Source organism: Pseudoalteromonas sp. SG45-1, assembly GCF_014164135.1.
Taxonomy (GTDB): domain Bacteria; phylum Pseudomonadota; class Gammaproteobacteria; order Enterobacterales; family Alteromonadaceae; genus Pseudoalteromonas; species Pseudoalteromonas distincta.
In genome coordinates this window covers 24,584-47,769 of record NZ_JACJEP010000017.1, presented here as the reverse complement: position 1 = coordinate 47,769, position 23,186 = coordinate 24,584, and the positions used below count along the sequence as shown (strand labels likewise).

19 protein-coding genes are annotated in these 23,186 nt (G+C 38.7%); 9 read left to right on the top strand and 10 right to left on the bottom strand.

The features are described 5' to 3' along the window. Positions 1-34: 34 nt before the first annotated feature. Both mutT and H5117_RS14310 read left to right on the top strand, forming a co-directional pair. On the top strand, positions 35-433 hold the full coding sequence (gene mutT / locus H5117_RS14315) for an 8-oxo-dGTP diphosphatase MutT (protein ID WP_007582062.1): 399 nt from the start codon (positions 35-37) through the stop codon (positions 431-433). A 21-nt stretch (positions 434-454) separates the two neighbouring features. Next, entirely contained in the window at positions 455-1,555 is a 1,101-nt protein-coding gene (locus H5117_RS14310) for a phosphotransferase enzyme family protein (RefSeq protein ID WP_182738445.1), read from the top strand. Between the two features lie 36 nt (positions 1,556-1,591). Here the strand turns inward: H5117_RS14310 and H5117_RS14305 are convergent, their stop codons facing one another. The 3 genes from H5117_RS14305 to pmbA all read right to left on the bottom strand — a co-directional run bounded on the left by H5117_RS14305 (position 1,592) and on the right by pmbA (position 5,990). Then, positions 1,592-3,667, bottom strand: a complete 2,076-nt coding sequence (locus H5117_RS14305; RefSeq protein WP_182738443.1) for a M13 family metallopeptidase — start codon at positions 3,665-3,667, stop codon at positions 1,592-1,594. A gap of 421 nt (positions 3,668-4,088) precedes the next feature. Then, complete coding sequence (locus H5117_RS14300) at positions 4,089-4,568, bottom strand: DUF721 domain-containing protein (RefSeq protein WP_002959934.1); 480 nt, start codon at positions 4,566-4,568, stop codon at positions 4,089-4,091. 72 nt (positions 4,569-4,640) lie between these two features. Then, on the bottom strand, positions 4,641-5,990 hold the full coding sequence (pmbA, locus tag H5117_RS14295; RefSeq protein ID WP_165723708.1) for a metalloprotease PmbA: 1,350 nt from the start codon (positions 5,988-5,990) through the stop codon (positions 4,641-4,643). A 144-nt stretch (positions 5,991-6,134) separates the two neighbouring features. Between pmbA and yjgA the strand changes: the two genes are divergently transcribed. Next, the gene (gene yjgA, locus H5117_RS14290; protein ID WP_182738441.1) at positions 6,135-6,668 is read left to right on the top strand and encodes a ribosome biogenesis factor YjgA; all 534 of its coding nucleotides are present in this window, start codon (positions 6,135-6,137) and stop codon (positions 6,666-6,668) included. 123 nt (positions 6,669-6,791) lie between these two features. After that, positions 6,792-8,165, top strand: a complete 1,374-nt coding sequence (hemN, locus tag H5117_RS14285) for an oxygen-independent coproporphyrinogen III oxidase (protein ID WP_182738439.1) — start codon at positions 6,792-6,794, stop codon at positions 8,163-8,165. A 76-nt stretch (positions 8,166-8,241) separates the two neighbouring features. Here the strand turns inward: hemN and H5117_RS14280 are convergent, their stop codons facing one another. The 3 genes from H5117_RS14280 to H5117_RS14270 all read right to left on the bottom strand — a co-directional run bounded on the left by H5117_RS14280 (position 8,242) and on the right by H5117_RS14270 (position 10,740). Continuing rightward, the gene (locus H5117_RS14280) at positions 8,242-8,757 is read right to left on the bottom strand and encodes a DUF2489 domain-containing protein (RefSeq protein WP_002959926.1); all 516 of its coding nucleotides are present in this window, start codon (positions 8,755-8,757) and stop codon (positions 8,242-8,244) included. 12 nt (positions 8,758-8,769) lie between these two features. Beyond that, positions 8,770-9,354, bottom strand: a complete 585-nt coding sequence (yihI, locus tag H5117_RS14275; protein WP_002959924.1) for a Der GTPase-activating protein YihI — start codon at positions 9,352-9,354, stop codon at positions 8,770-8,772. Between the two features lie 753 nt (positions 9,355-10,107). After that, positions 10,108-10,740 (bottom strand): cytochrome c, encoded by a 633-nt coding sequence (locus H5117_RS14270; protein WP_182682808.1) that lies wholly within the window; start codon positions 10,738-10,740, stop codon positions 10,108-10,110. 281 nt (positions 10,741-11,021) lie between these two features. Between H5117_RS14270 and yihA the strand changes: the two genes are divergently transcribed. Further along, positions 11,022-11,690 carry a ribosome biogenesis GTP-binding protein YihA/YsxC gene (gene yihA / locus H5117_RS14265; protein ID WP_002959920.1) on the top strand — a complete coding sequence of 223 codons (669 nt, stop codon included), beginning with the start codon at positions 11,022-11,024 and terminating at the stop codon, positions 11,688-11,690. Between the two features lie 9 nt (positions 11,691-11,699). Here the strand turns inward: yihA and H5117_RS14260 are convergent, their stop codons facing one another. The 3 genes from H5117_RS14260 to polA all read right to left on the bottom strand — a co-directional run bounded on the left by H5117_RS14260 (position 11,700) and on the right by polA (position 16,028). Beyond that, complete coding sequence (locus tag H5117_RS14260; RefSeq protein WP_182696383.1) at positions 11,700-12,218, bottom strand: DUF1285 domain-containing protein; 519 nt, start codon at positions 12,216-12,218, stop codon at positions 11,700-11,702. Further along, positions 12,215-12,802 carry a YceI family protein gene (locus tag H5117_RS14255; RefSeq protein ID WP_182694000.1) on the bottom strand — a complete coding sequence of 196 codons (588 nt, stop codon included), beginning with the start codon at positions 12,800-12,802 and terminating at the stop codon, positions 12,215-12,217. Before H5117_RS14255 ends, H5117_RS14260 begins: the two co-directional genes overlap by 4 nt. A 490-nt stretch (positions 12,803-13,292) precedes the next feature. After that, positions 13,293-16,028, bottom strand: coding sequence for a DNA polymerase I (polA, locus tag H5117_RS14250; RefSeq protein WP_138488411.1), 2,736 nt, complete (start codon positions 16,026-16,028; stop codon positions 13,293-13,295). A gap of 523 nt (positions 16,029-16,551) precedes the next feature. Between polA and elbB the strand changes: the two genes are divergently transcribed. The 3 genes from elbB (at position 16,552) to H5117_RS14235 (ending at position 20,557) form a co-directional block, all read left to right on the top strand. Beyond that, positions 16,552-17,199, top strand: coding sequence for an isoprenoid biosynthesis glyoxalase ElbB (elbB, locus tag H5117_RS14245; protein ID WP_182738437.1), 648 nt, complete (start codon positions 16,552-16,554; stop codon positions 17,197-17,199). 233 nt (positions 17,200-17,432) lie between these two features. Further along, on the top strand, positions 17,433-17,828 hold the full coding sequence (locus H5117_RS14240; protein WP_002959908.1) for a cytochrome c5 family protein: 396 nt from the start codon (positions 17,433-17,435) through the stop codon (positions 17,826-17,828). A 164-nt stretch (positions 17,829-17,992) separates the two neighbouring features. Continuing rightward, a complete protein-coding gene (locus H5117_RS14235; RefSeq protein WP_182696385.1) occupies positions 17,993-20,557 on the top strand; it encodes a diguanylate cyclase domain-containing protein in 2,565 nt (854 codons plus the stop codon). 15 nt (positions 20,558-20,572) lie between these two features. On the opposite strand, the gene rep is transcribed toward H5117_RS14235, so the two are convergent. Next, positions 20,573-22,591 (bottom strand): DNA helicase Rep, encoded by a 2,019-nt coding sequence (rep, locus tag H5117_RS14230; protein ID WP_024605304.1) that lies wholly within the window; start codon positions 22,589-22,591, stop codon positions 20,573-20,575. A 161-nt stretch (positions 22,592-22,752) separates the two neighbouring features. Here rep and H5117_RS14225 point away from each other — a divergent pair, with 161 nt between their 5' ends. Then, positions 22,753-23,016 (top strand): ubiquinone biosynthesis accessory factor UbiK, encoded by a 264-nt coding sequence (locus tag H5117_RS14225; RefSeq protein WP_002959905.1) that lies wholly within the window; start codon positions 22,753-22,755, stop codon positions 23,014-23,016. The last annotated feature ends 170 nt before the right edge of the window (positions 23,017-23,186 follow it).

The window sequence follows — 23,186 nt, the reverse complement described above, 5'->3', positions numbered from 1 at the left end:
CTAGCGTCGCTTTTTTTTATGGAGTTTTAAAGTAATGACTATAGAAATTGTACATGTAGCTGTTGGTGTTATTAAGAAAAATAATGCTATATTCATTTGTAAACGTGCAGATGAACAACATCAAGGCGGTTTATGGGAATTTCCTGGTGGTAAAGTTGAAGCTGGAGAAAGTGTGTTTGTTGCACTTAAACGCGAGCTTATTGAAGAAGTTGGACTAACCATTCACAGCTCTAGCCAATTGATGGTGATTGAACATGACTACGGCGATAAATGCGTTAAATTAGATGTACACGTAGTAAGTAACTTTAGCGGTGAGGCACATGGCGCTGAAGGGCAACCTAGCGAATGGGTGGCAATTAGTGAATTAGAAAATTATGATTTTCCTGAAGCGAATGCTGAAATTATCGAAAAAATAGTTGCCCGATACGCATAAAAAAGAGCATAAGTGAGCACAATGAATATCTCAATACAAAATAAGCTAAGCGAACTGTTAGCACTGCCCCCTGAGTTAACTCAAGTTAGTGCGATTGGTAGCGGTCATATAAATAGTACATGGCTACTTACAAGTATTGATAAACAGTTTATTGTGCAAAAACTAAATACTGAGGTATTTAAAAACCCTGCTCAGTTAGTGAGTAATGCAAAACTAATTGAGCAGCATTTAAATGCTAAACAACTGCAAAGCAATTACCCGCTTGAAATAATCAAACATATAGCTACACAAAACGATGAACACTTAATAAAAATTGATAATGCGTATTATCGCGTCCTTAACTATATTAGTGATAGCTACAGCGAAGACGTTGTTAAAAATACCCAGCAGAGCGAGCAAGCGGCTTACGCCTTTGGCGTATTTGCTCATGCATTACAAGATTTTGATGCGCAACAGCTGCACACTGTAATTCCTGATTTTCATAACTTAGCGATGCGCTTTGAGCAATTAAATACCGCAATCACTAACAACGTAGTTAATAGAGTAAAGCACTGCGCTGACGAAATAGAATATTGCTTAACGCAGCAGCACTTAATTACTGAGCTTAGTCAGGTAGCTAAACACATACCGCTTAGAGTGTGTCATAACGATACAAAAATAAATAATATGCTGTTTTGTAATACAACTCACAAAGCAAAAGCAGTTATTGATTTAGACACCTGCATGGCAGGATTTTGGCTTTATGACTTTGGCGACATGGTACGTACATTTTGCTCCCCCGAAGCCGAGGATTCAACAAACTTACACAACGTTGTTATTCGAAAAGATATATTTTCAGCCATTGTAAAAGGCTATGTAACGCCATTAAAAAATAGCATGAGTATACTAGAGCAAGAAAGCTTATTATTAGGCGCTAAAATAATGCCGCTCATGTTAAGTGTGCGCTTTTTAACTGATTACTTAAATAACGATGTGTACTTTAAAGTATCTCATGCAGAGCATAATTTAGAGCGAGCACAAAACCAACTCGCGCTTTATAAAAACATACTGAGTAACGAAGAATGGATGCACGCGTGCTTAGTCGATAAACAAATTCAAGATACAAAAAAACCAGTAAGCTAAAAACTTACTGGTTTTTTGTTATTTATAGCAATGCAATTACCAGATTTTTACGCGATCTTCTGGTTTGATATACATTTTATCACCTTCTTTTACGTCAAACGCTTCGTAAAACTCAGGCATGTTCGACAAGATACCGATTACACGGTAGTGGCTTGGTGAATGAGGGTCTGTTAATAAACGATTACGTAACTCTTCATCGCGGTAGTTACGACGCCAGATTTGTGACCAACCCATAAAGAAGCGTTGATCGCCTGTGTAACCATCTATCACGGGTGCTTTTTTATCACCTAAAGATAGCATATACGCTTTATGCGCAACGGTTAAACCACCTAAGTCACCAATGTTTTCGCCAAGCGTTAGCTCACCATTAACACTTGCATCTTCAAATGGTTTATATTCGTTATACTGTGCAACTAAAGCCGCTGTACGCTCTTCAAATTGCTTAAGGTCAGTCTCACTCCACCAGTTACGTAAGTTACCGTCACCGTCGTATTTAGCACCTTGGTCGTCAAAACCGTGGCCAAGCTCATGCCCAATTACCGCGCCAATTGCGCCGTAGTTTACAGCATCATCCGCTTCTAAATTAAAGAATGGTGGTTGTAATATAGCGGCTGGAAATACAATTTCATTGTTTACTGGGTTGTAATACGCATTTACCGTTTGCGGAGTCATGTGCCACTCAGAGCGATCAACAGGTTTACCCAATTTAGCAATCATATCTGCGTATGCCCATTCGCTATAACGAATGTAATTACCTACTAGCTCGTCTGAGTTAATCTCTAGCTCTGAGTAATCTTTCCACGTGTCTGGGTAACCAATCTTAGGCGTAAATTTGTCTAATTTTTCTTTCGCTGCAAGCTTTGTTTCAGGGCTCATCCACTCAAGATTTTCGATAGCAACGCCATAACCTTTAATTACGTTATCAACTAACTCTTCCATGCGTGCTTTAGCTTCTGGCGGGAAGTTATCTTTAACGTATACCTTACCTAAAATTTCACCAAGTACACTGTTAGATGCATCAACCGCTTGCTTCCAAAGAGGTGCTTGTTCTTCTACGCCACGAAGTGTTGTGCTGTAAAAGTCAAAGTTAAGGTTAACTAAATCTTCGCTAAGTAGCTCTGCATAACCACTTACAAAATGAAATTTTAAGTAGTTTTTCCACGTCGCTAAATCAGTATCTTTATAAATAGTAGCAAGTGCTTCTAAGTAGCTTGGTTGACGTACAATAATATCACTTGCACTCACACCTGCATCTTTAAAGAATGCAGCTAAATCAAGCTCCCCCATCAACTTGCTTGCGTCTGCTACTGTCATCTTGTTATAAGATTTAGTTGCATCACGGCTTTGCACACGGCTCCACTGAGCATCAGCTAGTGTTTTTTCAAATGCAAGTACGCTCTTGGCAGCTTCTGCTGCTTTTTTAACGCCTGATTTTGCTAAAACATCTGTGATGTATTGCTCGTAAGAAGCACGAATTTTAGTGAATTTTTCGTCATCATTTAAGTAATAATCACGATCTGGTAAACCAAGACCCGACTGAGATAAATACAATGCATACTCGCTCGAGTTTTTAGCATCGTTATTTACAAACCAACCAAACGGTAAAGTACCGCCTTGTTTTTGAATTTTAGCCATTAAACCCACTAAGTCAGCTTTAGATTTAACGCTATCAATTGTATCTAATGACGGTTGTAATGGCGTAATACCTAGCTCATTACGCGCAGATTGATTCATGTAGCTTTTATAAAATGCGCCAATTTTATACTCATCACTGCCTTTTTTAGCGGCCTTATTCGCGGCTGCGTTTTCAAGGGCAATTTTCATCGCTTTTTGTGACTCATCATATAGCTGCGAAAAAGAACCGTAGTTAGACTTATCACCTGGTATTTCAGTTTTTGCTAACCACTGTCCATTTACATGATAATAAAAATCGTCTTGTGCGCGTACTGAACTATCCATATTCGCTAGTTCAATACCAAGCTCTAGTGGCTTTTCAGCGGGTGCTGTTACTACAGGAGTATCGGTTACTTTAGCTTCTTGTTGTTTTTCACCACAACCTACTAGACCAAGTGCAAGCGCTATGCTCGCAGCGGCCATTGTTACTTTATTCATAATGATTCCGTTTGTTAGTTAGAATTAAATCATACCAATCTGCTTATGTATGGGGTCTATTTAACGTTAAGAAAATTACGCTAGAACTAGGCAAAAGTTTTTGTATCTAGTTGTTCTAAATAAAAATTTTTAACGACGTTATAGTGCAATTTAATTCGTTAAATTGATCAAAGATTTATGCAGGTTGGTATCACATACCAACTCCATTAAATTCTTGAATATAGCAGGAGTAAAAATAGCACTGCCTGTACGCTTTTACTTAATGGAATGGGTATCAAGGGAGCTTTAAATAATAAAGCACACCACGCAGTATCATAAACCTCATTAGACCAACAATAAAATGGAATATGTAACAAAGTATTTTGAATGCGGTGAGCTGCAAAAATAGCCCTACCAATAACAATATAGTGGGTGGCTAAGGCTAACTTTTATTCTTCCCGTGGAGCGCTAAACGCTCTAGTTTTTCTTTTAATGAAGGGGGGGCAGAAGCCGCTATCGCATTTAAGTAATTAGCGGTTTGCTCACTCATTTTCCGAGAGTTGGTAACTGTAGGGCTGCCCGATTTATTCGCGGTACTTAATCGCTGAGTTGCTTGAGGGTTTGCAGTTATTTTTATTTGTCCAAGCTCTGCCATTCCAGCAGCTCTAAAGTGTGAAAGCATATCCATTTTTAAATAATTAAGCCTAAGCGCGATAGGCGCAGATACCGCCTCTATCATTAGCGTGCCGTCTCGGTAATTACTAACTCGGCATTTATCACCCAATTTAGGGCCTAAAAAATCTTTTAATAAGGTTTGCTGTGTATCAAGTGCTTGGCTTTTGCCTGCATAAGCCGATAAACGATTATTTAACCCCGCCATAATATCGGTTAGCGGTTTTGGTGCATATCTATCTTTAGCCATTTTACACCTCGTAAAAACTCACTTAGACCCAGAGATAATACTCTGGGTCTAAGTATACACTGCGTATTAATACTACGCGCCGGCTATTTGCATTTGCTCTATTAGTACTGAGCCTGTTTGAATACCACCACGGCGTTCTATATCACCACCAATGGCAGAAATACCTTTAAACATGTCTTTTAAATTACCAGCAATAGTAATTTCACTTACCGGATATTGAATTTCACCATTTTCAACCCAAAAACCTGCAGCACCACGAGAGTAGTCACCCGTTACGGTATTTACGCCCTGCCCCATTAGCTCTGTAACTAATAAGCCAGTACCCATGGTTTTTAATAGTGCAGTTAAATCGTTATGAGTTTGCTCAACGAGCCAGTTATGTATACCGCCAGCATGTCCTGTTGGCATCATGTTCATTTTACGCGCAGCATAACTTGCTAATAAATAAGTTTGTAACTCGCCGCCTTGAATTATTTCTCTATCGAATGTTTTAACACCTTCGCTATCAAACGGTGACGATGCCAACCCTTTTAAAATATGTGGGCGCTCAGCAATATTCACACAATTACTAAATACCTGAGTGCCTAAGCTATCAAGTAAAAAACTTGATTTACGATAAAGCGCGCCACCACCAATTGCCGACACCAAGTGACCAAACAATGAATTTGCAATATCTGCTCTAAAAATAACAGGCACTTTCATTGTGCCTAACTTTTGGCTGTTTAATTTAGCTAAGGTTTCAGCTGCCGCTTCAAGACCCACTGCCGCAGCATCATTTAAACCAGCCTGATCGCGAGCAACTGTATAAGCAGAGTCGCGCTGCATGTGTTCGCCATCTTTACCTATTACCATAGTACTAATACTATGACGAGTGCGCGGAAAACCTGCAATTAAACCGTGGCTGTTACCATAAACACGTAATCCCTGATGCGATGAAAAACTCGCACCATCAGAGTTAACAATACGCTCGTCCGCATTTAATGCAGCTTGCTCAGCAGCATGACAAAGCTCAATGCCTTCCTCAGGACTTACATCCCAAGGATGATATAAATCTAAATCTTTAGGATTAAATTCAAGTAACTCTTTATCAGCAACGCCGTTAAATGGATCATCAGATGTAAATTTGGCTATATCAATCGCTTTTTCGACTACCGTGCGCAATGTTTTTGGATTTAAATCAGCCGTTGACGCCGAGCCTTTATTATTACCAACATATACACTAATGCCTAAGCCGCCGTCTTGGTTGAACTCAATGGTTTCTACTTCACCCATTCGTGTACTAACCGATAAACCAGACGTGCTAGACATCGCAGCTTCTGCAGCTGTAGCGCCTAATTTTTTAGCATGTTCGAGTACTTCTGCTACCGCATCTTTAACTTGCGATATTTGAGAATAAATTGGATCGTTTTGTTGGCTTTTCATAAATTAAGTCCTGAGCCTTAGAGGCATAATGCACGCATTTCTTATATTTAAATGCTAACACACTCAATGCATCACATCAGCTAATATTCCTAAGTATCATATTCATGTATAATGGCAAAAGTTATTTTTATTTAAGAGCACCCCATGGCAAAGAAAAAAGGCAAGCCTGCTGAAATTGAAGAAGAAATTGAATATGTATCAAGAACGGAGCTTAAACGCGAAGCGCAAGAGTTTCATCAGTTAGGTACTGAAATTGCCAAAATGGGTAAAAAACAGCGCGAACGCCTGCCATTAAATGACGATTTAAAAGAAGCGATGGTTGTTGCTGATAAAATAAGTAACAAAAGCGACGCGTATCGCCGCCACTTAAATTACATCGCTAAAACACTGCGTACTGTAGAAAACATTGATGATATTAAAGCGATTATCGATGTGATGCTTAATAAAAATAACCAAGCTGAAGTATTGGTCAAAAAAATTGAGCAATTACGTTCAGATTTAATTGAGCAAGGTGATGACCTTATCAATGAGACTATTGAGCAGTTTCCATCTCTTGATCGTCAACAAATGCGCCAATTGGTTCGAAATGCGGCAAAAGAAGCGAAAACTGAAAAGCCGGGTAAAGGTTATAAAGAATTATTTCAATACCTTAAAGATGCTCATACTATTACGTATTAATTAGGTCGTATTAAGTTATATTTTATTAAAAAAGGTGCTTCGGCACCTTTTTTGTTATAGATCAAACCGCCTTCCTGAGTACTTTTTTATAATCCCTCCTAAATAAATACTTAGGTGTGCGTGATGATTAAACTTCCACAATGGGATGAAACCCTAATAAACAAATATAATGTGTCTGGTCCGCGTTATACCTCTTATCCCACGGCTTTATCACTGCGTGACGGATATCAGCAACAAGACCTACTAAGCGCTATAGAATCGTCAACAACTCGCTCTCTTTCTTTATATATTCACATCCCGTTTTGTAGTCAGCTTTGCTACTACTGTGGCTGTAATAAAATAATTACCCGTCATCAATCTAAGGCAGATACGTATCTCGACTTTTTAGCAAAAGAAATTACTGCCCAAGCGCCTTTATTTAAAAGCTACACGGTTGAGCAATTGCATTTAGGTGGCGGTACTCCCACCTTTTTAACCGCAAAACAAATGACCCGTTTAATTAAACTTTTAGAACAACACTTTAATTTTACACGCACAACAGAGCGCGGTATTGAAATAGACCCACGCTCACTTGCCGATAATATGCTTGTTGATTTAAGAATGCTTGGCTTTAACCGTGTCTCATTTGGGATTCAAGACTTTAACGACGACGTGCAACTTGCTGTTAATCGCCCGCAAAATGCAGATACCGTTAAGCAATTAATTACACAAGCTCGCGAGCTAGGATTTCAATCTATTAATGCAGATATGATTTACGGGCTACCTCTGCAAACGCCAGAGAGCTTTAAGAAAACTATAGAGCAACTTATTGAGTTAAGCCCTGACAGAGTATCAGTGTTTAACTACGCGCATTTACCAGAGCGCTTTGCTGCACAGCGTAAGATTAAAGATGCAGATTTACCCAGTGCTCATAATAAGCTCACCATGTTTAAAAATACGCTGGAGCAGATGACGCAAGCAGGCTATCAATTTATTGGTATGGACCATTTTGCAAAAACTGATAATGAACTAGCTGTTGCGCAAAATGTAGGCAAGTTACATCGTAACTTTCAAGGTTATACAACCCATGGAAATTGTGATTTATTAGGTTTAGGCGTGTCATCAATTTCACAAATTGGCACCGCCATTTTACAAAATCAAAAAGAATTAAAACATTATTACCACAACGTAGAAACACAAAGCGGTAGTGCTCTTAATAAAGGAATGCACTTAACACATGATGATGTAATTCGTGCTGATGCAATTAAACAGCTCATTTGCCAATTTGAATTAGATATACAAGACTTTAGTGAAAAACACGCGCTTATATTTAATGACTACTTTGAGGATGCATTAGTAGCGCTGGCGCCACTTATAAAAGATGAACTAGTCACTATAATTGATAATAAAATTAGCGTAACACCACGCGGGAACTTATTCATTCGTATTATTTGTATGTGCTTCGATGCTCACTTACAAAAACAAATTAACGCAACGCGCTTTTCAAGGGTGATTTAGCCTGAACTCTGGATAATAAATACATCGGCACAAAAAAAGCAGACCTAGGTCTGCTTTTTGTATTTAAGTTGTAGCTTTAATTAAAAACGACTTTATCGCTACCTGGAGCGGCTTTAAACTCGATAATAATTTTAGCGCAATCCGCTTTAACTTCATCTTTAAGTGTTTTTTCAGCTTGCCAGCGAGCCTTATCTAGCTTAAAAATCTCTTTTTTAGAGTATTTTTTACGTGCATCGTGCGTCGGCATTTCTTTAACTACCTGATACATTTTATAAATACCAGGATACTGCGTCGTTAAATCACGCTCGCTTTCAAAGGCATACTGAGACATAAGTACCCAAATACGTAAACAGCCTTCAGAAAACTCACACTGCTCTTCATTCATTGCACGTGCGATTAAATGAATACTATCGGCTAGTTTTGCGTTTCGCTTTAAACGCGACTTTTCAAGCTTTTGCTTTTGTTCAGCCTGCGTTTTAGCAATTAACTTTTTTTGCGCATTTAACTTATACAGCAACTGACCCGCATAAAATGCCAAACCAGCTATGATAGCAGCGCCTAAAAGTAAGGCTAAAATTACCGAGGTACTCATTATTTATCCTTACTATTTGTCGTCTTCATCTAACCATTCGTTGGCTAAATCATCAGATAAGTATTGATCGAAATCAGAATTGCCTTGGCTTTCAAGGTCATCTTCAAACTCGTCTTCGTCCTCATCTTCAATACCAAGAATTTCACATAACGCCTGATGACGGGCAATGCGACTATTAAAGTACTTAGCATCTTTACCTGTTAGCATTTCACCTTTTTCATGACGCTCTACTAATTTAAGTAAACGTTCATCATTCTCAAGTGCTTCTAGCTCTTGTTCAGGTGTAAACTCAGGCTCGATTACTTTTTTCAGCTCAATAGTTGGCTTTAAGTTGCGTTTCATTTCAACTTTAGGCTCTGGCGCGGTTGCGATTAACGGCACAGGCTTTTTACTGCCTACACGCTTATCTTTAGGCGCGTGATTACTATTTTGGCTTTCGCTATCTAGTAAATCTGGCGCATTACGAGAACCGGGCTTTGCGCCTTTGGTTTTTTTAACTCGCTGCTCTTTTAATGCGCGCATTTCTTTAAGCTTATCTTGGCTTAAACGAACAGGTCCGTTTGCTGGGCTTTTGCGTGACTTTTTAGTTCTACTCATATCTTGATCATCTCACTTAAGAGGTTTTGAGCGAAGCGCAAATTAATGGGCATCGCAGTGCTGGCCTAGCCAGAAGAATTCAGTTTGCGCTATAGAGGTTGGGTTTCTCATTTAAAAGCGCCTTAGCTAATTAATCGCTAATTTTAAACGGTGGGTATTGTAACAGGACAAATAAAAAGGCGGTAGAGAAAACATCTCTACCGCCTGCTAATCTGAGCGCCATTATCTGGACACTTCTCCCTTCGACTTTTTTTAGTCTTTATTATTTTTATTATTATCAGTCCGTATTGTTATTATTTTTACGTTCCTTGTTACATTCCATTTTGTTTTTGTTATTAAACTTCCATGAGTATTTTATTATTTTCGGTCATCGTGACACTTTTTTATTATTTCCTTTAGTAGCACCAATCTTGTGCTATGTAGTCATGCCGCGCCACTTTCCTTATAGCTTGTTTCCGTTTTGTTATTGTTCTTTTGCGACAGTGGTTAATTTACTCGTTAATGATTTTGTTACAACTGGTTTATATAACTTTTATTATACTTATTACATTTTAAAACAAAATAAACAATAAAATACAATAGGTTAATGATGAATAAAAAATAAAAAGAAGACTTTTCTCACACTAACGCATGGTCAATGTCTTACATTTAAACGGGTGATATCGTTAATTTTGCACACAAAAAAAGCAGCCTGGGCTGCTTTTTGTAAAACATTGTAGTGTATTTATTATTAATTGCTAAATAAATACGACTTTAGTGTAAACCACCTAAGTACTGAGAAAGTACTTCAATATCTTTATCTGTTAATTTCTTCGCTATATCGCCCATCATGCCATTTAAGTCATTGTGACGAGTTCCATCACGGAATTTTTCAAGTTGAGACTTGATATATCCAGGATGCTGAAAAGAAATTTTTGGAAACTTAGCAAGTGATGAACCGTTACCACGTGGACCATGACATGCTGCACATGATGGAATCCCACGCTCCGCATCGCCTGCTTTAAAGAGCATTTCGCCAACTTCAACAACATCTTTAGGTGTAGCACCTTCAGTCATGTTGATTGAAGAAAAATAAGCAGCTAGATCTTTCATGTCTTGCTCGCTAAGTGGCATAGCCATAGCGCTCATTACTGGATCCATACGCCCTTCTTTGCCGCCTGACGTCATACCTAATTTTAAATCCTGAAGTTGCTTAAGGATATAATCTGGATGTTGACCTGCAATTTTAGGGTAAATATTAACCGGCGCATTACCGTCTGGGCCGTGACAAGCCGCACACGTTGCTGATTTTTCTTTACCTGCGTTTACATCGCCATCAAATGCTGTTGCGTTGCTTGCTGACAACGCACCAAGCAATATTGTTAAAGATAGTGCTATTTTTTTCATGGTGAATTCTCTGTTTCCGACCCTGTATCATCTACAATCGTGATGTTGTAATACATATATTCTACACGATAATAAATTCTCTGGCACGTTTTCTACACATATTAAGCTTATAATTTACAGGGTTTTGACTTAGATTAAGCTTTAACATGTTTTAAATGTACCATAGGTGCTGTTTTTAGGTGGTTAAATACGCTTTTTAATACATCCTTTATAGTATAAAATACGCGCCCTGAGTGAATTTGGTTTACTCAATGTTATTTTTTTAAGTTTTAGGAGAGCCTGTGCTCAAATCTCGTATCAAATATAATACTGCGTCTTTCGTAACAAGCGCTCCCGACATTACTAAATTACCTGCTGATACGGGAATTGAAGTTGCGTTTGCCGGTCGCTCCAATGCAGGTAAGTCGAGTGCATTAAATGCATTAACCGATCAGAAGCTAGCACGTACAAGTAAAACACCTGGACGTACTCAGCTAATCAATACATTCGATTTAGCGGATGTTGACGATATGCGCCTTATCGATTTACCAGGCTATGGCTTTGCTAAAGTACCAATCGAAATGAAAAAGAAATGGCAAAAGTCGTTAGGTGAATATCTGCAAAAGCGTCAAAGCTTAAAAGGTATTGTTATTTTAATGGATATTCGTCATCCATTAAAAGATTTAGACCGTGATTTAATTAACTGGGCAATTGGTAGTGAGATTCCAGTATTGGCACTATTAACTAAAGCCGACAAACTAAAGCAAGGCCCTCGTAAATCACAAGTACTGCAAGTTCGCCGTGAATTAAGCACGCTTGATGGGGATATTACAGTTCATGCGTTTTCATCATTAAAGGGCACGGGTTTACCAGAAGTAGCTAAAAAGCTAGATGAATGGTTTTTAGGTCCTGTTATTGCTGTACCACCTAGCGATGAAACAATCACAGACGAAACCAACCCAGAGGCTTAAACGCTGGCGTTACGATAAATAAAACTGCTTTCCTGCAGATTTAATAAAATAGCCGAGCTTATCAGACTCGGCTTTTTCAGCCCACTGATAAAATACACTGCGTGAAACTCGCGCACTACAACCATACGGTAGCTTTAAATAAGGCACCTTTGAACCATTGTAGTCTTTTATATGCAAGGGCTGCTGAGCGCTCACTAACCACTGCCTAGCTAAATTATCAATACAACACAACACTTGCCCTTGCGCTGTATTTTCAAAGCGCCAATCAACAATAATAAACGGCGCATCTTCAACCGTTATTGTTATTTTTTCGACAGGGGTTTTTAAATAAAATTGCTCACCTTCTTTACACAATACAGAAGCAAACAGCTTCACCATGGCTGGGCGTGTTATTTCGCTGCCATCGTAAAACCATTTCCCTTCATTATTAATAACAATTGGCAGCTCCCCACAATGGTTAGGCTGCCAACTATCAAAAGGTTTGCTTGGCTCGCTTAATCGCTTGCTAAGCTCACTTAAAGAAATCACTGTTTTTTAAGTGTTATTGCAAATGTAACAGGCACAGCTGTTGCAATTGAAGGCAAGCCCGCTAACTCTTGCAGCTTTTTAACGCCTTCGGTTACACCAAAATCATCACTATTAATAATAATAGGTGTTAATGATGATACCGTTAAATCACCACTTTGCGTGCTGTTAACGAGTACATCAATTGCCAATGGTTTTTTATTACCATGAAAATCAAGCTCAGCTGTAATACCCTTCAATACATATTGACCAGGCTTTTTGATATTACTTAGCTCTTTAGTTAAATTTGCAGTTAAAACAGCATTGGGGAATTTAGCCGCTTCGAATAAAAATGTAGCTAAACGCTCATTACGAATAGGGATTAGAGTTTCGGCTGATGTTAAATCAACATTAACGCTAAACTCACCTTTATCAGAAAGCATACCTTCAAGGTTAGTAAAATGGTGAGCTTCAGCAATCGAATCTTTTTTAATTGAAACAAAGCTTAGTTGGCTTTTATCATTCACTAGCTGCCAATTAGCCTGAGCAACATTAGAAATAACTAAACTTGATAAAGAAAAACCTGCAATAGCTAATGCTTTAAACATAACGCACTCCTTAGTAATAAAATGAAAAGAATAAAAATGATAGCACTTCGATGGTATCACCTGCGATGTACCCAAACCACCTCGAAGTGACGAATGCACAATACAATTGGTATAGCGCAAAAAAGAATTAATTAGATAGGATTTTTAGGCGTAAAATAAAAAACGGCCCACCAAACAAGTTGGTAGGCCGGTATAGCAAACTGGGGAGAAGCTATCAATTTGTTGCACCCTTTCAGATGCATCATCAACAGGATGTCCTACAGGATAGGACAGGCGGGACTTTAACAAAAGCACGCATTAAAATACAATCATATTCCTGTAAAACAGCTCGAATTGACGAACATATAACTATTTAATACAAATAGTTGCTTAAATTAACCTTATTTTAACTAAAGCTTGCATATAGCTAATTAAATAGCTGTTATTCGCCATTTTTATTAAACATAAAAAAAGCGCCAAAAGGCGCTTTAATTAAAATGCTCAAATTGCATTAATGGGCTTGTTCCCAGTTGTCACCTTCGTCGGCTTCAACAATAAGCGGCACATCAAGCGCTGCAGCTTGCGACATCAGCTCACAAATATGTTTTGTGTATTCAGGTGCGCAGTCTGTTTTAATTTCAAATACCAATTCATCGTGTACTTGCATTAGTAGCTTAATCGTATTTGGCGCCTGTTCGTGTACCCAGCGGTTAACGCTCAGCATTGCTTTTTTAATAATATCAGCAGCAGTACCTTGCATTGGTGCGTTTATAGCAGCACGTTCGGCTCCTTTTCTGCGCGCGCCATTACGTGCGTTTATTTCTGGTAAATGTAGGCGGCGACCAAATATTGTTTCAACGTAGCCATTTTCAGCTGCTTTTTCGCGTGTTGTTTCCATGTACTCTAATACACCAGGAAAACGCTCAAAGTATTTATCTATGTAATGCTGCGCTTCGTGGCGCGGCACATCTAGTTGACGTGCTAAACCAAATGCAGACATACCGTAAATTAAGCCAAAGTTTACTGCTTTCGCCTTGCGGCGCATATCGGTAGTTACATCATCAAGCTCTACACCAAATACTTCAGCGGCAGTTGCACTGTGTACATCTAAGCCGTTAGCAAATGCATTTAATAAACCTTTGTCTTGTGAAAGGTGCGCCATAATACGCAGCTCAATTTGGCTGTAATCGGCAGCGACAATTTTGTAACCATCGGCAGCTATAAACGCTTCACGAATTCGACGCCCTTCTTCTGAACGAATAGGAATATTTTGTAAATTAGGATCGGTTGAACTCAAGCGCCCCGTTGCTGTAATTGCCTGATGATATGACGTATGTACACGCTGGGTTTTCTCATTCACCATTAATGGTAATTTATCGGTATAAGTTGATTTAAGCTTTGATAAACCACGATGCTCTATAATTACTTTAGGTAGTGGATAATCATGAGCAAGCTCTTGCAATACTTCTTCTGCGGTAGAAGGTGCACCTTTAGGTGTTTTTTTGATAATAGGCAGGCCAAGCTTTTCAAACAACAATACTTGTAGTTGCTTAGGAGAGCTTAAATTAAATGGTTCGCCTGCTATTTCAAATGCTTCCTTTTCAAGCTCAATTAAACGCTCGCCTAATCGTTGGCTGTGTGCTGCAAGCATATTGCTATCTATTGCAACGCCGGTTCGTTCAATATCAGAAATCACACTAACAAGTGGCATTTCTATATCTTCGAATACAGATTTTAGCTTTTCATCAGCCGCTATTTTTGGCCAAAGCACTTCATGTAGGCGTAAAGTAATATCGGCATCTTCTGCAGCGTAAGGCGCAGCTTTTTCAAGTTCAATTTGGTTAAAGGTAAGTTGCTTTTTACCTTTGCCAGCAATATCTTCAAAGCTAATATTTTTATGACCTAGATATTTAAGTGCTAGCGAGTCCATATCGTGGCGTGTACCCACACTATTAAATACGTATGACTCAAGCATGGTGTCAAACTTAATACCATTTAGCGCAAAACCTGCATTCGCTAATACACTTTTGTCGTATTTAAGGTTTTGCCCTACTTTAGCTTTGTTTTCATCGGCCAAAATTGGACCTAGCTTTTGCATTACAAATTCCAGACTTAATTGCTCAGGCGCACCCGGGTAGTCATGCGCTAGAGGTAAATACACAGCTTCACCCGCTTTTACGGCAAAACTCATACCCACTAATTGCGCTTTCATGTAATCAAGGCTGGTAGTTTCTGTATCAAATGCAAATAACTCGGCACTATTTAATTGCTCTATTAACGTATCAAATTGCGCTTGCGTTAAAATAGTTTCGTAATGGGCATCTTCTACTTTTGGTAATTCAGTGGCTTCGGTAGGTACAGCTAGATGTGTTTCTGCATCTTTAGGGTTATCTAGTAACTCAGCTAACCAACGACGAAATTCACACTCACCATATAGTGCAATTAATTCGTCTTTATTTGGCTCTTGTAATTTGAACGTATCAAGATCTGATTCGACTTCAACATCGCACTTAATTGTTGCAAGCTCGTAGCTTAGAGGCAGATGATCGAGAGCTGCAGCTAACTTTTCACCTATTTTACCCTTAATCTCACTTGCGTGATCCATTACACCTTGCAACGAGCCATATTTCTCTAACCACTTAACGGCCGTTTTTGGACCACAGCCTTCAACACCTGGGATATTGTCGACCTTATCGCCCATTAGTGCTAAGTAATCGATAATAAGTTCGGGGCCTACACCAAACTTTTCCACTACGGTAACAGGATCTGAAATACTGTCGGTCATCGTGTTTATTAATGTAACGTGTTCATTTACAAGTTGCGCCATATCTTTATCACCAGTGGAGACAAGGACATGCCGTTTTTGCTCAGTTGCAATGCGTGCAAATGTGCCAATAACATCATCAGCTTCAACGCCTTCGATACTAATTAGCGGAAAACCCATCGCTTTGATAATGCTATGTATTGGTGCTATTTGCGTACGTAAGTCATCCGGCATCGGCGGGCGATTTGCCTTATATTCGCTATACATATCGTTACGGAACGTTTTGCCTTTAGCATCAAATATAACCACCATGTGTGAGGGATCATATTGTCTGATCAAGCTTTTAAGCATGTTGATCACGCCATAAATAGCGCCCGTAGCCTCACCTTTAGAATTAGTTAAATGCGGCGGAGAATGATAAGCACGAAATAAATATGACGAGCCATCAACTAAAATAAGTGGGTTTTCGGGGATCTGAGCCATGGTGAATTTGGATCCTAAATGCAAAAAATTAAGGTAATTATAAGCATGCCATAAGGTAGTAAATAAAACGACTGTGAATTACTGTTTATCGTGTTATTAAAACTAGAGCAAGCTGTGGATAAGTGTGTAGATAACAGCCACGAGCTATTCTTCCAAAGCATTATAAAATGCCTAGAAAATACTTTAACTGTATGTTTTAATTTAAAAAAGATAATACGAGGTTCTTTTTTTATTATTTTAAACCAATGTGGAAAAAGGTTTTCTAACGACTGCTTCTGTTGTTATTCACTTTGATTATTCGCGTCCATTTAAATAACCGGAGGAGTATTCTAGCACAATGGATCGAAGATCATAGCGATCCTTTATAATTTTTTTAAAGGCAAAGTGATCGCAAATGGCATAAACCGCAAAACGACTTGCACTGCGAATGATTTTTGTACTAAAAATTTATTTTCGCGAGAAATTTTGAGCATGTTAAACTTCATCCGATCGACTTATAAAAAAGACTTTAGGGGACAAAAGCATGAAAAACGTAGCAGTAATATTAGCAGGGTCTGGTGTGTACGATGGTAGTGAAATTAATGAAGCAATTTTAACTTTATTACATATAGCCAAAAATGGCGCAACGTATCAGTGTTTTGCACCAGATATTGAACAACTTCATACCATTAACCATTTAACAGGTGAAGTAATGCCTGATAAACGCAATGTATTAACAGAAGCTGCTCGCATTGCACGAGGTGACATTAAATCGCTGATTGAACTAGACGTGACTCAGTTTGACGCATTAATTGTACCTGGCGGTTTCGGTGCTGCAAAAAACTTATGCGATTTTGCAATTAAAGGCGCAAAAGCAAATATCAATCAGGACGTCCTTAATGCTTGTAAATCATTTGCAAAAGCAAATAAGCCTGCAGGTTATATGTGTATTGCACCCGCATTGATCCCATTTATTTACGATAACGCCGCACTTACTATTGGTAACGATGTAGAGACAGCACAAGCGCTAAGCACATTAGGCGCTAAACATATAGATTGTGCGGTTGACGGTGTAGTTATCGATGAACCAAATAAGTTAGTTACCACCCCTGCTTACATGTTGGTAGAATCGATTCTTGAAGCCGACGCAGGGATCGCAAAACTAGTTAGTAGCGTATTATCAATAAATTGATTTTGATCTTAGGATCTAAAAAGTTAATTGTATGACTGATTACGCTTATTAAATTGCTTAACAAAAAACAGTAAATAATTAAATTTTATTGCGTTAACGCAAAAAGTAGTCAGTTTTATTAATAAAAACGGCTCTTAGCATTTTATAAATTGGCCCAGAGAGTTATAATCGGTTTAATTTCCGTCATCTTTAATCGTGATTGATCACGTTCAAATCGAAGTGAGCAAGGCAAAATGAAAAAATTAACAGCTGCAGCATTATTATTGCTAGCAACCACTGCATACGCACAGCCATATGATAACTCTATGACTGAAGATGCAATTAAAGCACGTCTCGCGCCGGTTGGTGCTGTATACCTTGAAGGCGATAAAGCTGCAGTTGCAGCGGCGCCTACCGGTCCTCGCTCTGGTGAGCAAGTATATCAAGGTGCATGTTTTGCATGTCACGGCACTGGTGCACTAGGCGCGCCTAAATCGGCTGACGATTGGGCTCCACGTATTGCTAAAGGTAAAGACACTTTACTTGAGCATGCACTAAATGGCTTTAATGCTATGCCTCCAAAAGGCACGTGTATGGATTGTTCTGATGATGAGATTAGCGCTGCTATCGACTTTATGACATCTAAATAAGCTCGATTGAAATATACAAAAAAGGTTTACTTCTGTAAGCCTTTTTTAATGCCTAAAATAGTGTGTCTAGCTACTGCTTTAGTAGGAATATCAACTTGACGATAAGCACTAAAAGTGAAAGTATAAGGCTAATAACTATACAATAAAAATAGCCGGTTAGATCATTGGAAGATAAACTATCAGTATCGAGTAAATTGGCGTATCAAAATAAACGCCTTAGAGCGCTTCTCGAAAAATACAAACAATCACATCACTTACAAAATGCCCTGATCCAATTATCAGAGCAGGCAAGTACTGTGGCCGAGCTAACCCTGCTATACCCCGCCATCCATGACATTTTACAAAAGTACGTACCTAGTAAAAGTTTTTATGTGGTGCTGCTAAATCAATACAGCCAATCACTAGAGCTTTCTTACTTTTCAGATGAAAAAGATGGTATTGCCGTCGCCCTTAACCAATCAAATAGCTTTGATGAAGGCGCCACGGGTTATGTATTTAAACAGGGTAAAACCACATGTTTTACCAAGCAGCAAATGCAAGATGCTGCAGCAGAAGGTTTATTTAAAGCATTAGGCACTCCTGCCGAACATTGGGTAGGCGTACCTGTTTACCAAGAACATAATATTATCGGTGTTTTAGCAGCGCAAAGTTACGATACAAAACAAGGCTATAGCTCACAGCAAATACAACTACTTGAGTTTATGTCGCTTTATTTGGCAACAGCAATAGAGCGTGTAAAAAAACGAGAGCTTCTTGAGTCAGAAGTTAAAATTCGCACCCGCGCACTCACTCAAAGTAACGATGCACTAAACCTTGAAATAGAGCAGCGTAAACGCGCACTTCAACGCCAACAAATTCTATTTAAAATATCTGAGATAGCAACACAAGCTAAAAACCTTGATGACGCTTATTTTAAGATACACGAAATAATAAAAACAATTACCTACGCAGAAAACTTATATATTGCGCTTTATGATAAAGAAACAGGGTGGATTAGTTTTCCTTATTGCGTAGATGAATTTAAAGAAAATACACAGCCAAGACGCTTTGCTAAAGGTTATAGCGAACTGGTAATAAGCACCGAAGAAACACAACTAATACACCCATGTAGAGCAAAAGAATTAATAGTAAGCGGTGTGGTACAACGTTCAGCACCTGTACCAAAAGAGCAAATGGCCACTAGCTGGTTAGGCGCTCCACTTAAAACAGCTCAAGGTGTTATCGGCCTTATTGTTTGCCAAGCCTACGATAACAAACATATTTTCAGCCGAGATGATTGCGAGTTAATTACCTTTGTATCGCATCAAATTGCAGCTGTTTTACAAACAAAGCTCGTCAATCAAGCAATTGCAAAAAGCCATCAAGAACTCGAATTTAGAGTAAACGAAAAAACCAAAGAATTGCGTCAAACTAATCTGCACTTACAAATGCAAATAGATGAGCGAAAAAAAATAGAGCAGCAGCTTTATCATGATGCACATCACGATTCACTTACGAGCTTGCCTAATCGTAGTCTATTTTTAACTCAGCTCGAAAAAACGCTACAACATTATCAACGTTTTCCTGAGCACCACTTTGCTGTTTTGTTTATCGATTTAGATAAATTTAAAGATATTAACGATCAGCTTGGCCACCATGCAGGCGATCAATTTTTAATTAACGTAAGTGAGTTATTTGCCCAATGTATACGCGAGCATGATTTACTAGCACGTTTAGGCGGGGATGAATTTGTTATTTTATTAACCCATTTAACTGAGCCTCAACAAGCAGAAGATGTTGCAAATCGTATTATAGATTTAATGAAAAAACCCTTTTATCTCAAAGGTGAGTCTTTACAAAGTGGCGCAAGTATAGGGATAACCTACTCAAAGAAAAGCTATACGCATACAGATGAAATTATTCGTGATGCCGATGCCGCCATGTATCACGCCAAAAACTCAGGAAAAAATCGTTACGAGTTATTTCATCCGCTATTAACGCAATCAATACCTGCGCAGACTCTAAAAGCACAACATCACCTTGATATATTACCTATGAGTTTTAGAAGCTCAGAAATAATTACGCTTGATGAGCAACAACAGTCTGAATCTTTATTTGAAGCATTTGGTGAACACCCAATACTTGGCTTTACTAGCTTTGATATTTTGAAAAAGTTTGCATCAGATAAAGAGCAGCATCTGCAAGTAGAGTTACAACTATTACAACGCGCCTATGCACAAGCAATTACTGCAAATGTAGCTATGGCATTGGTTCCTTGCTCTGGTTTGCTACTTGAGGAACACGAATTTGTTTTATTTACAGATACGCTAAATAAACAACAAGGACAAAGCCAACTCTGTTTATTATTTGATGAGCAAGAAATTCGCCACGCATGTGCAACGCAAATAAAAAACCTCAAAACGCTATCACAACTTGGTTATTCAATTGGTTTAAACAATTTTGCTAAAGACAGGTGCGAACTTAATTTACTAACCGATATTAATTTTGATTATTTACTACTTAGCTCGACCTTTAGTAAACGTGTTTTACAACAAGAAAGTTACGATTTTCAGCTACAGGGCGTGCTTGCAATTACAAAGCTCAAAGCAATGAAGGTCATTGCTAAAGGCCCATCAATACTTAATTTCAGAGCTTTATTAGATAAACACGGTTTGGCATTTTTTGTAGGTAAACAACACGCTTTAGTATGCTCTGAGTTACCTGAAGTGCAAGCAACCCAGTCTTTATAAAGTTAGCCTGAGGTATTACTCAGGCTTTTTAAACATCGCTCGTAAGTTAGCGACTCTTGCTTGGCCTTTTTCCATGCGCTCTGCTTGGGTATTTGGCGCTTTTTTGTTTTCGAACGCAAGATCGTCCTGCGGTAACTCTTGTACAAATCGGCTTAATTCAGTTTGTGAGGTTTCACCAAATTGACGACGTATCTTTGCATAAGTAAGTGTTAACTCCTGCTGAGCACGAGTAATACCAACATAAGCTAAGCGACGTTCTTCATCTACGTTGTCCTCATCAATACTTACCTGATGCGGAAGTAAACCCTCTTCCATACCCACCATAAATACGTACGGGTACTCTAAGCCCTTTGATGCATGTAGTGTTGATAAGTGCACTGCATCGGTTTCATCTTCTTCTTCGTTACGCTCAAGCATATCGCGAAGGGTTAGCTTGCTAACAACCTCGGCTAATGTCATTGGTTCGTTGTCGGCATCACCGGTCAACATATCTGTTATCCAACGATACAGCTCTGATACGTTTTTCATACGCATTTCAGCCGCTTTTGCACTCGGTGACGACTCGTACAAATATGCCTCGTAATTAATATTACGCACTAAGTCTTTAACAGCTTCGAGCGTATCACCGCGTACTGCGTTATCAGATAGCTCAACAACCCAGCGTGCAAATCCAGCAAGCGCATTAAAGCCACGCCCTTTTAGTCTGTAGCCTAAATCGTTATCAAAACAGGTAGCAAACAAGCTCGCGTGCTTTTCATTAGCAAGCGTACCAAGCTTTTCAAGGGTAACCGTGCCTATTTCGCGTCGCGGTGTATTTACGATACGTAAAAATGCATTGTCATCATCTTGATTAACTAGCAAACGTAAATACGCCATAATATCTTTAATTTCTGAGCGAGCGAAAAACGACATACCGCCACTAATTTTATAAGGGATACGGTTACTCATTAGTGATTTTTCAAAGCCACGTGCTTGATGATTACCACGATATAAAATCGCGTAATCTTTATAGCTGGTTCGCTTCATAAACTTATGTGAAATTATTTCAGCAACCACACGCTCAGATTCATGCTCTTCATCGCGGCACCCTATTACTTTGATCGGCTCACCGTAACCTAGTTCACTAAATAACTTTTTCTCTATGTCATGTGGGTTATTGGCAATTAAAATGTTAGCCGCTTTTAGTATTCGCCCTGCACTTCGATAGTTTTGTTCAAGCTTTATAAGTCTAAGCCCTGGGTAGTCTTTACCTAATAACACTAAGTTTTGCGGGCGAGCACCACGCCATGAGTAAATTGATTGATCGTCATCACCTACCACAGTAAAACGGGCACGCTCGCCTACTAGCAATTTAACAAGTTGATATTGGCTTGTATTGGTATCTTGATACTCATCCACCAGCAAGTATTTAAAGCGTTGCTGCCAGCGCTCACGAGATGTGGCGTTATTAGTAAGTAACAAAGTAGGGATCATAATTAAATCATCAAAATCCAGTGCATTATAAGCACGTAGCTGGTTTTGATATCGAGCATACAACTGTGCAAACAATGCCTTTTGCGCATCACGCGCTTCGCGTATTGCTTGCTCTGGCAGTACTAATTCGTTTTTCCAACTACCAATTTCCATTTTAAGTAGTTTGAGTAAGTCCTTGTCTTTTTTTAGCTCATCTTCGGTGAGTTCACTAAGAAGCTGATTGGTATCTTGATCATCAAATAACGAAAAGCCGGGCTTAAACCCTAATGTACTCAACTCTTTTTTTATTATTTCTAAACCGAGTGTATGAAACGTTGATACCCATAAACCTTTAGCGTCTTGCTTACCGAGCGTTTGCAGTACTCGCTCACGCATTTCTTTGGCTGCTTTATTGGTAAAAGTAACAGCGGCTATATTTCGCGCTTTGTACTCACATTTTTTCACTAAATAAGCGATTTTATTCGTAATAACACGGGTTTTACCAGAGCCTGCGCCCGCGAGTACTAAGCAGGGACCACTAATATATTTTACGGCTTCATCTTGTTTAGGATTGAGTTTCATAACGACCAAAGAAATTTAAAAGACGCGCAATTTTAACGTAACCATTACAGCGAGCATAGCAATTGCCTTAATTAATTAAGGTAAAGATGATCATGTGTTAAATGCCGTGGGTATAAGGTAATATTAGTTATTATCATTTAGGCAATGCCGAAGGGACAAATATGATCAACCCAGCAAAACTTGAAGAAATTGCTAAGCAAATTACTAGCAATATGCCGCAAGGTGTAAAAAACCTAGCAGACACACTCGAAGGTAAAACAAAGCAAGTTCTACAAAACAAGCTTGCTGAGATGGACTTTGTGAGCCGTGAAGAATTTGATGTGCAAAGCCAAGTACTTATTCGTACTCGCGAAAAGTTAACCGAACTTGAAGCTAAAGTTTCATTGCTTGAGCAACAACTTAGCGCTAAAACTGACGCTGAATAATTATACCAATTGCATTAAATTAGTGTTCTATTATAGCGATAAGAAAATAGCTCAATAACAAGGCTAAAATTATGGTACGTAGTTGTGCTATATAAATAATTTTTAACGTAGTTAGTGAGTTATTTAATACACTAAGATGATCATTTTTTTAATAAGATTGGTATTAATTT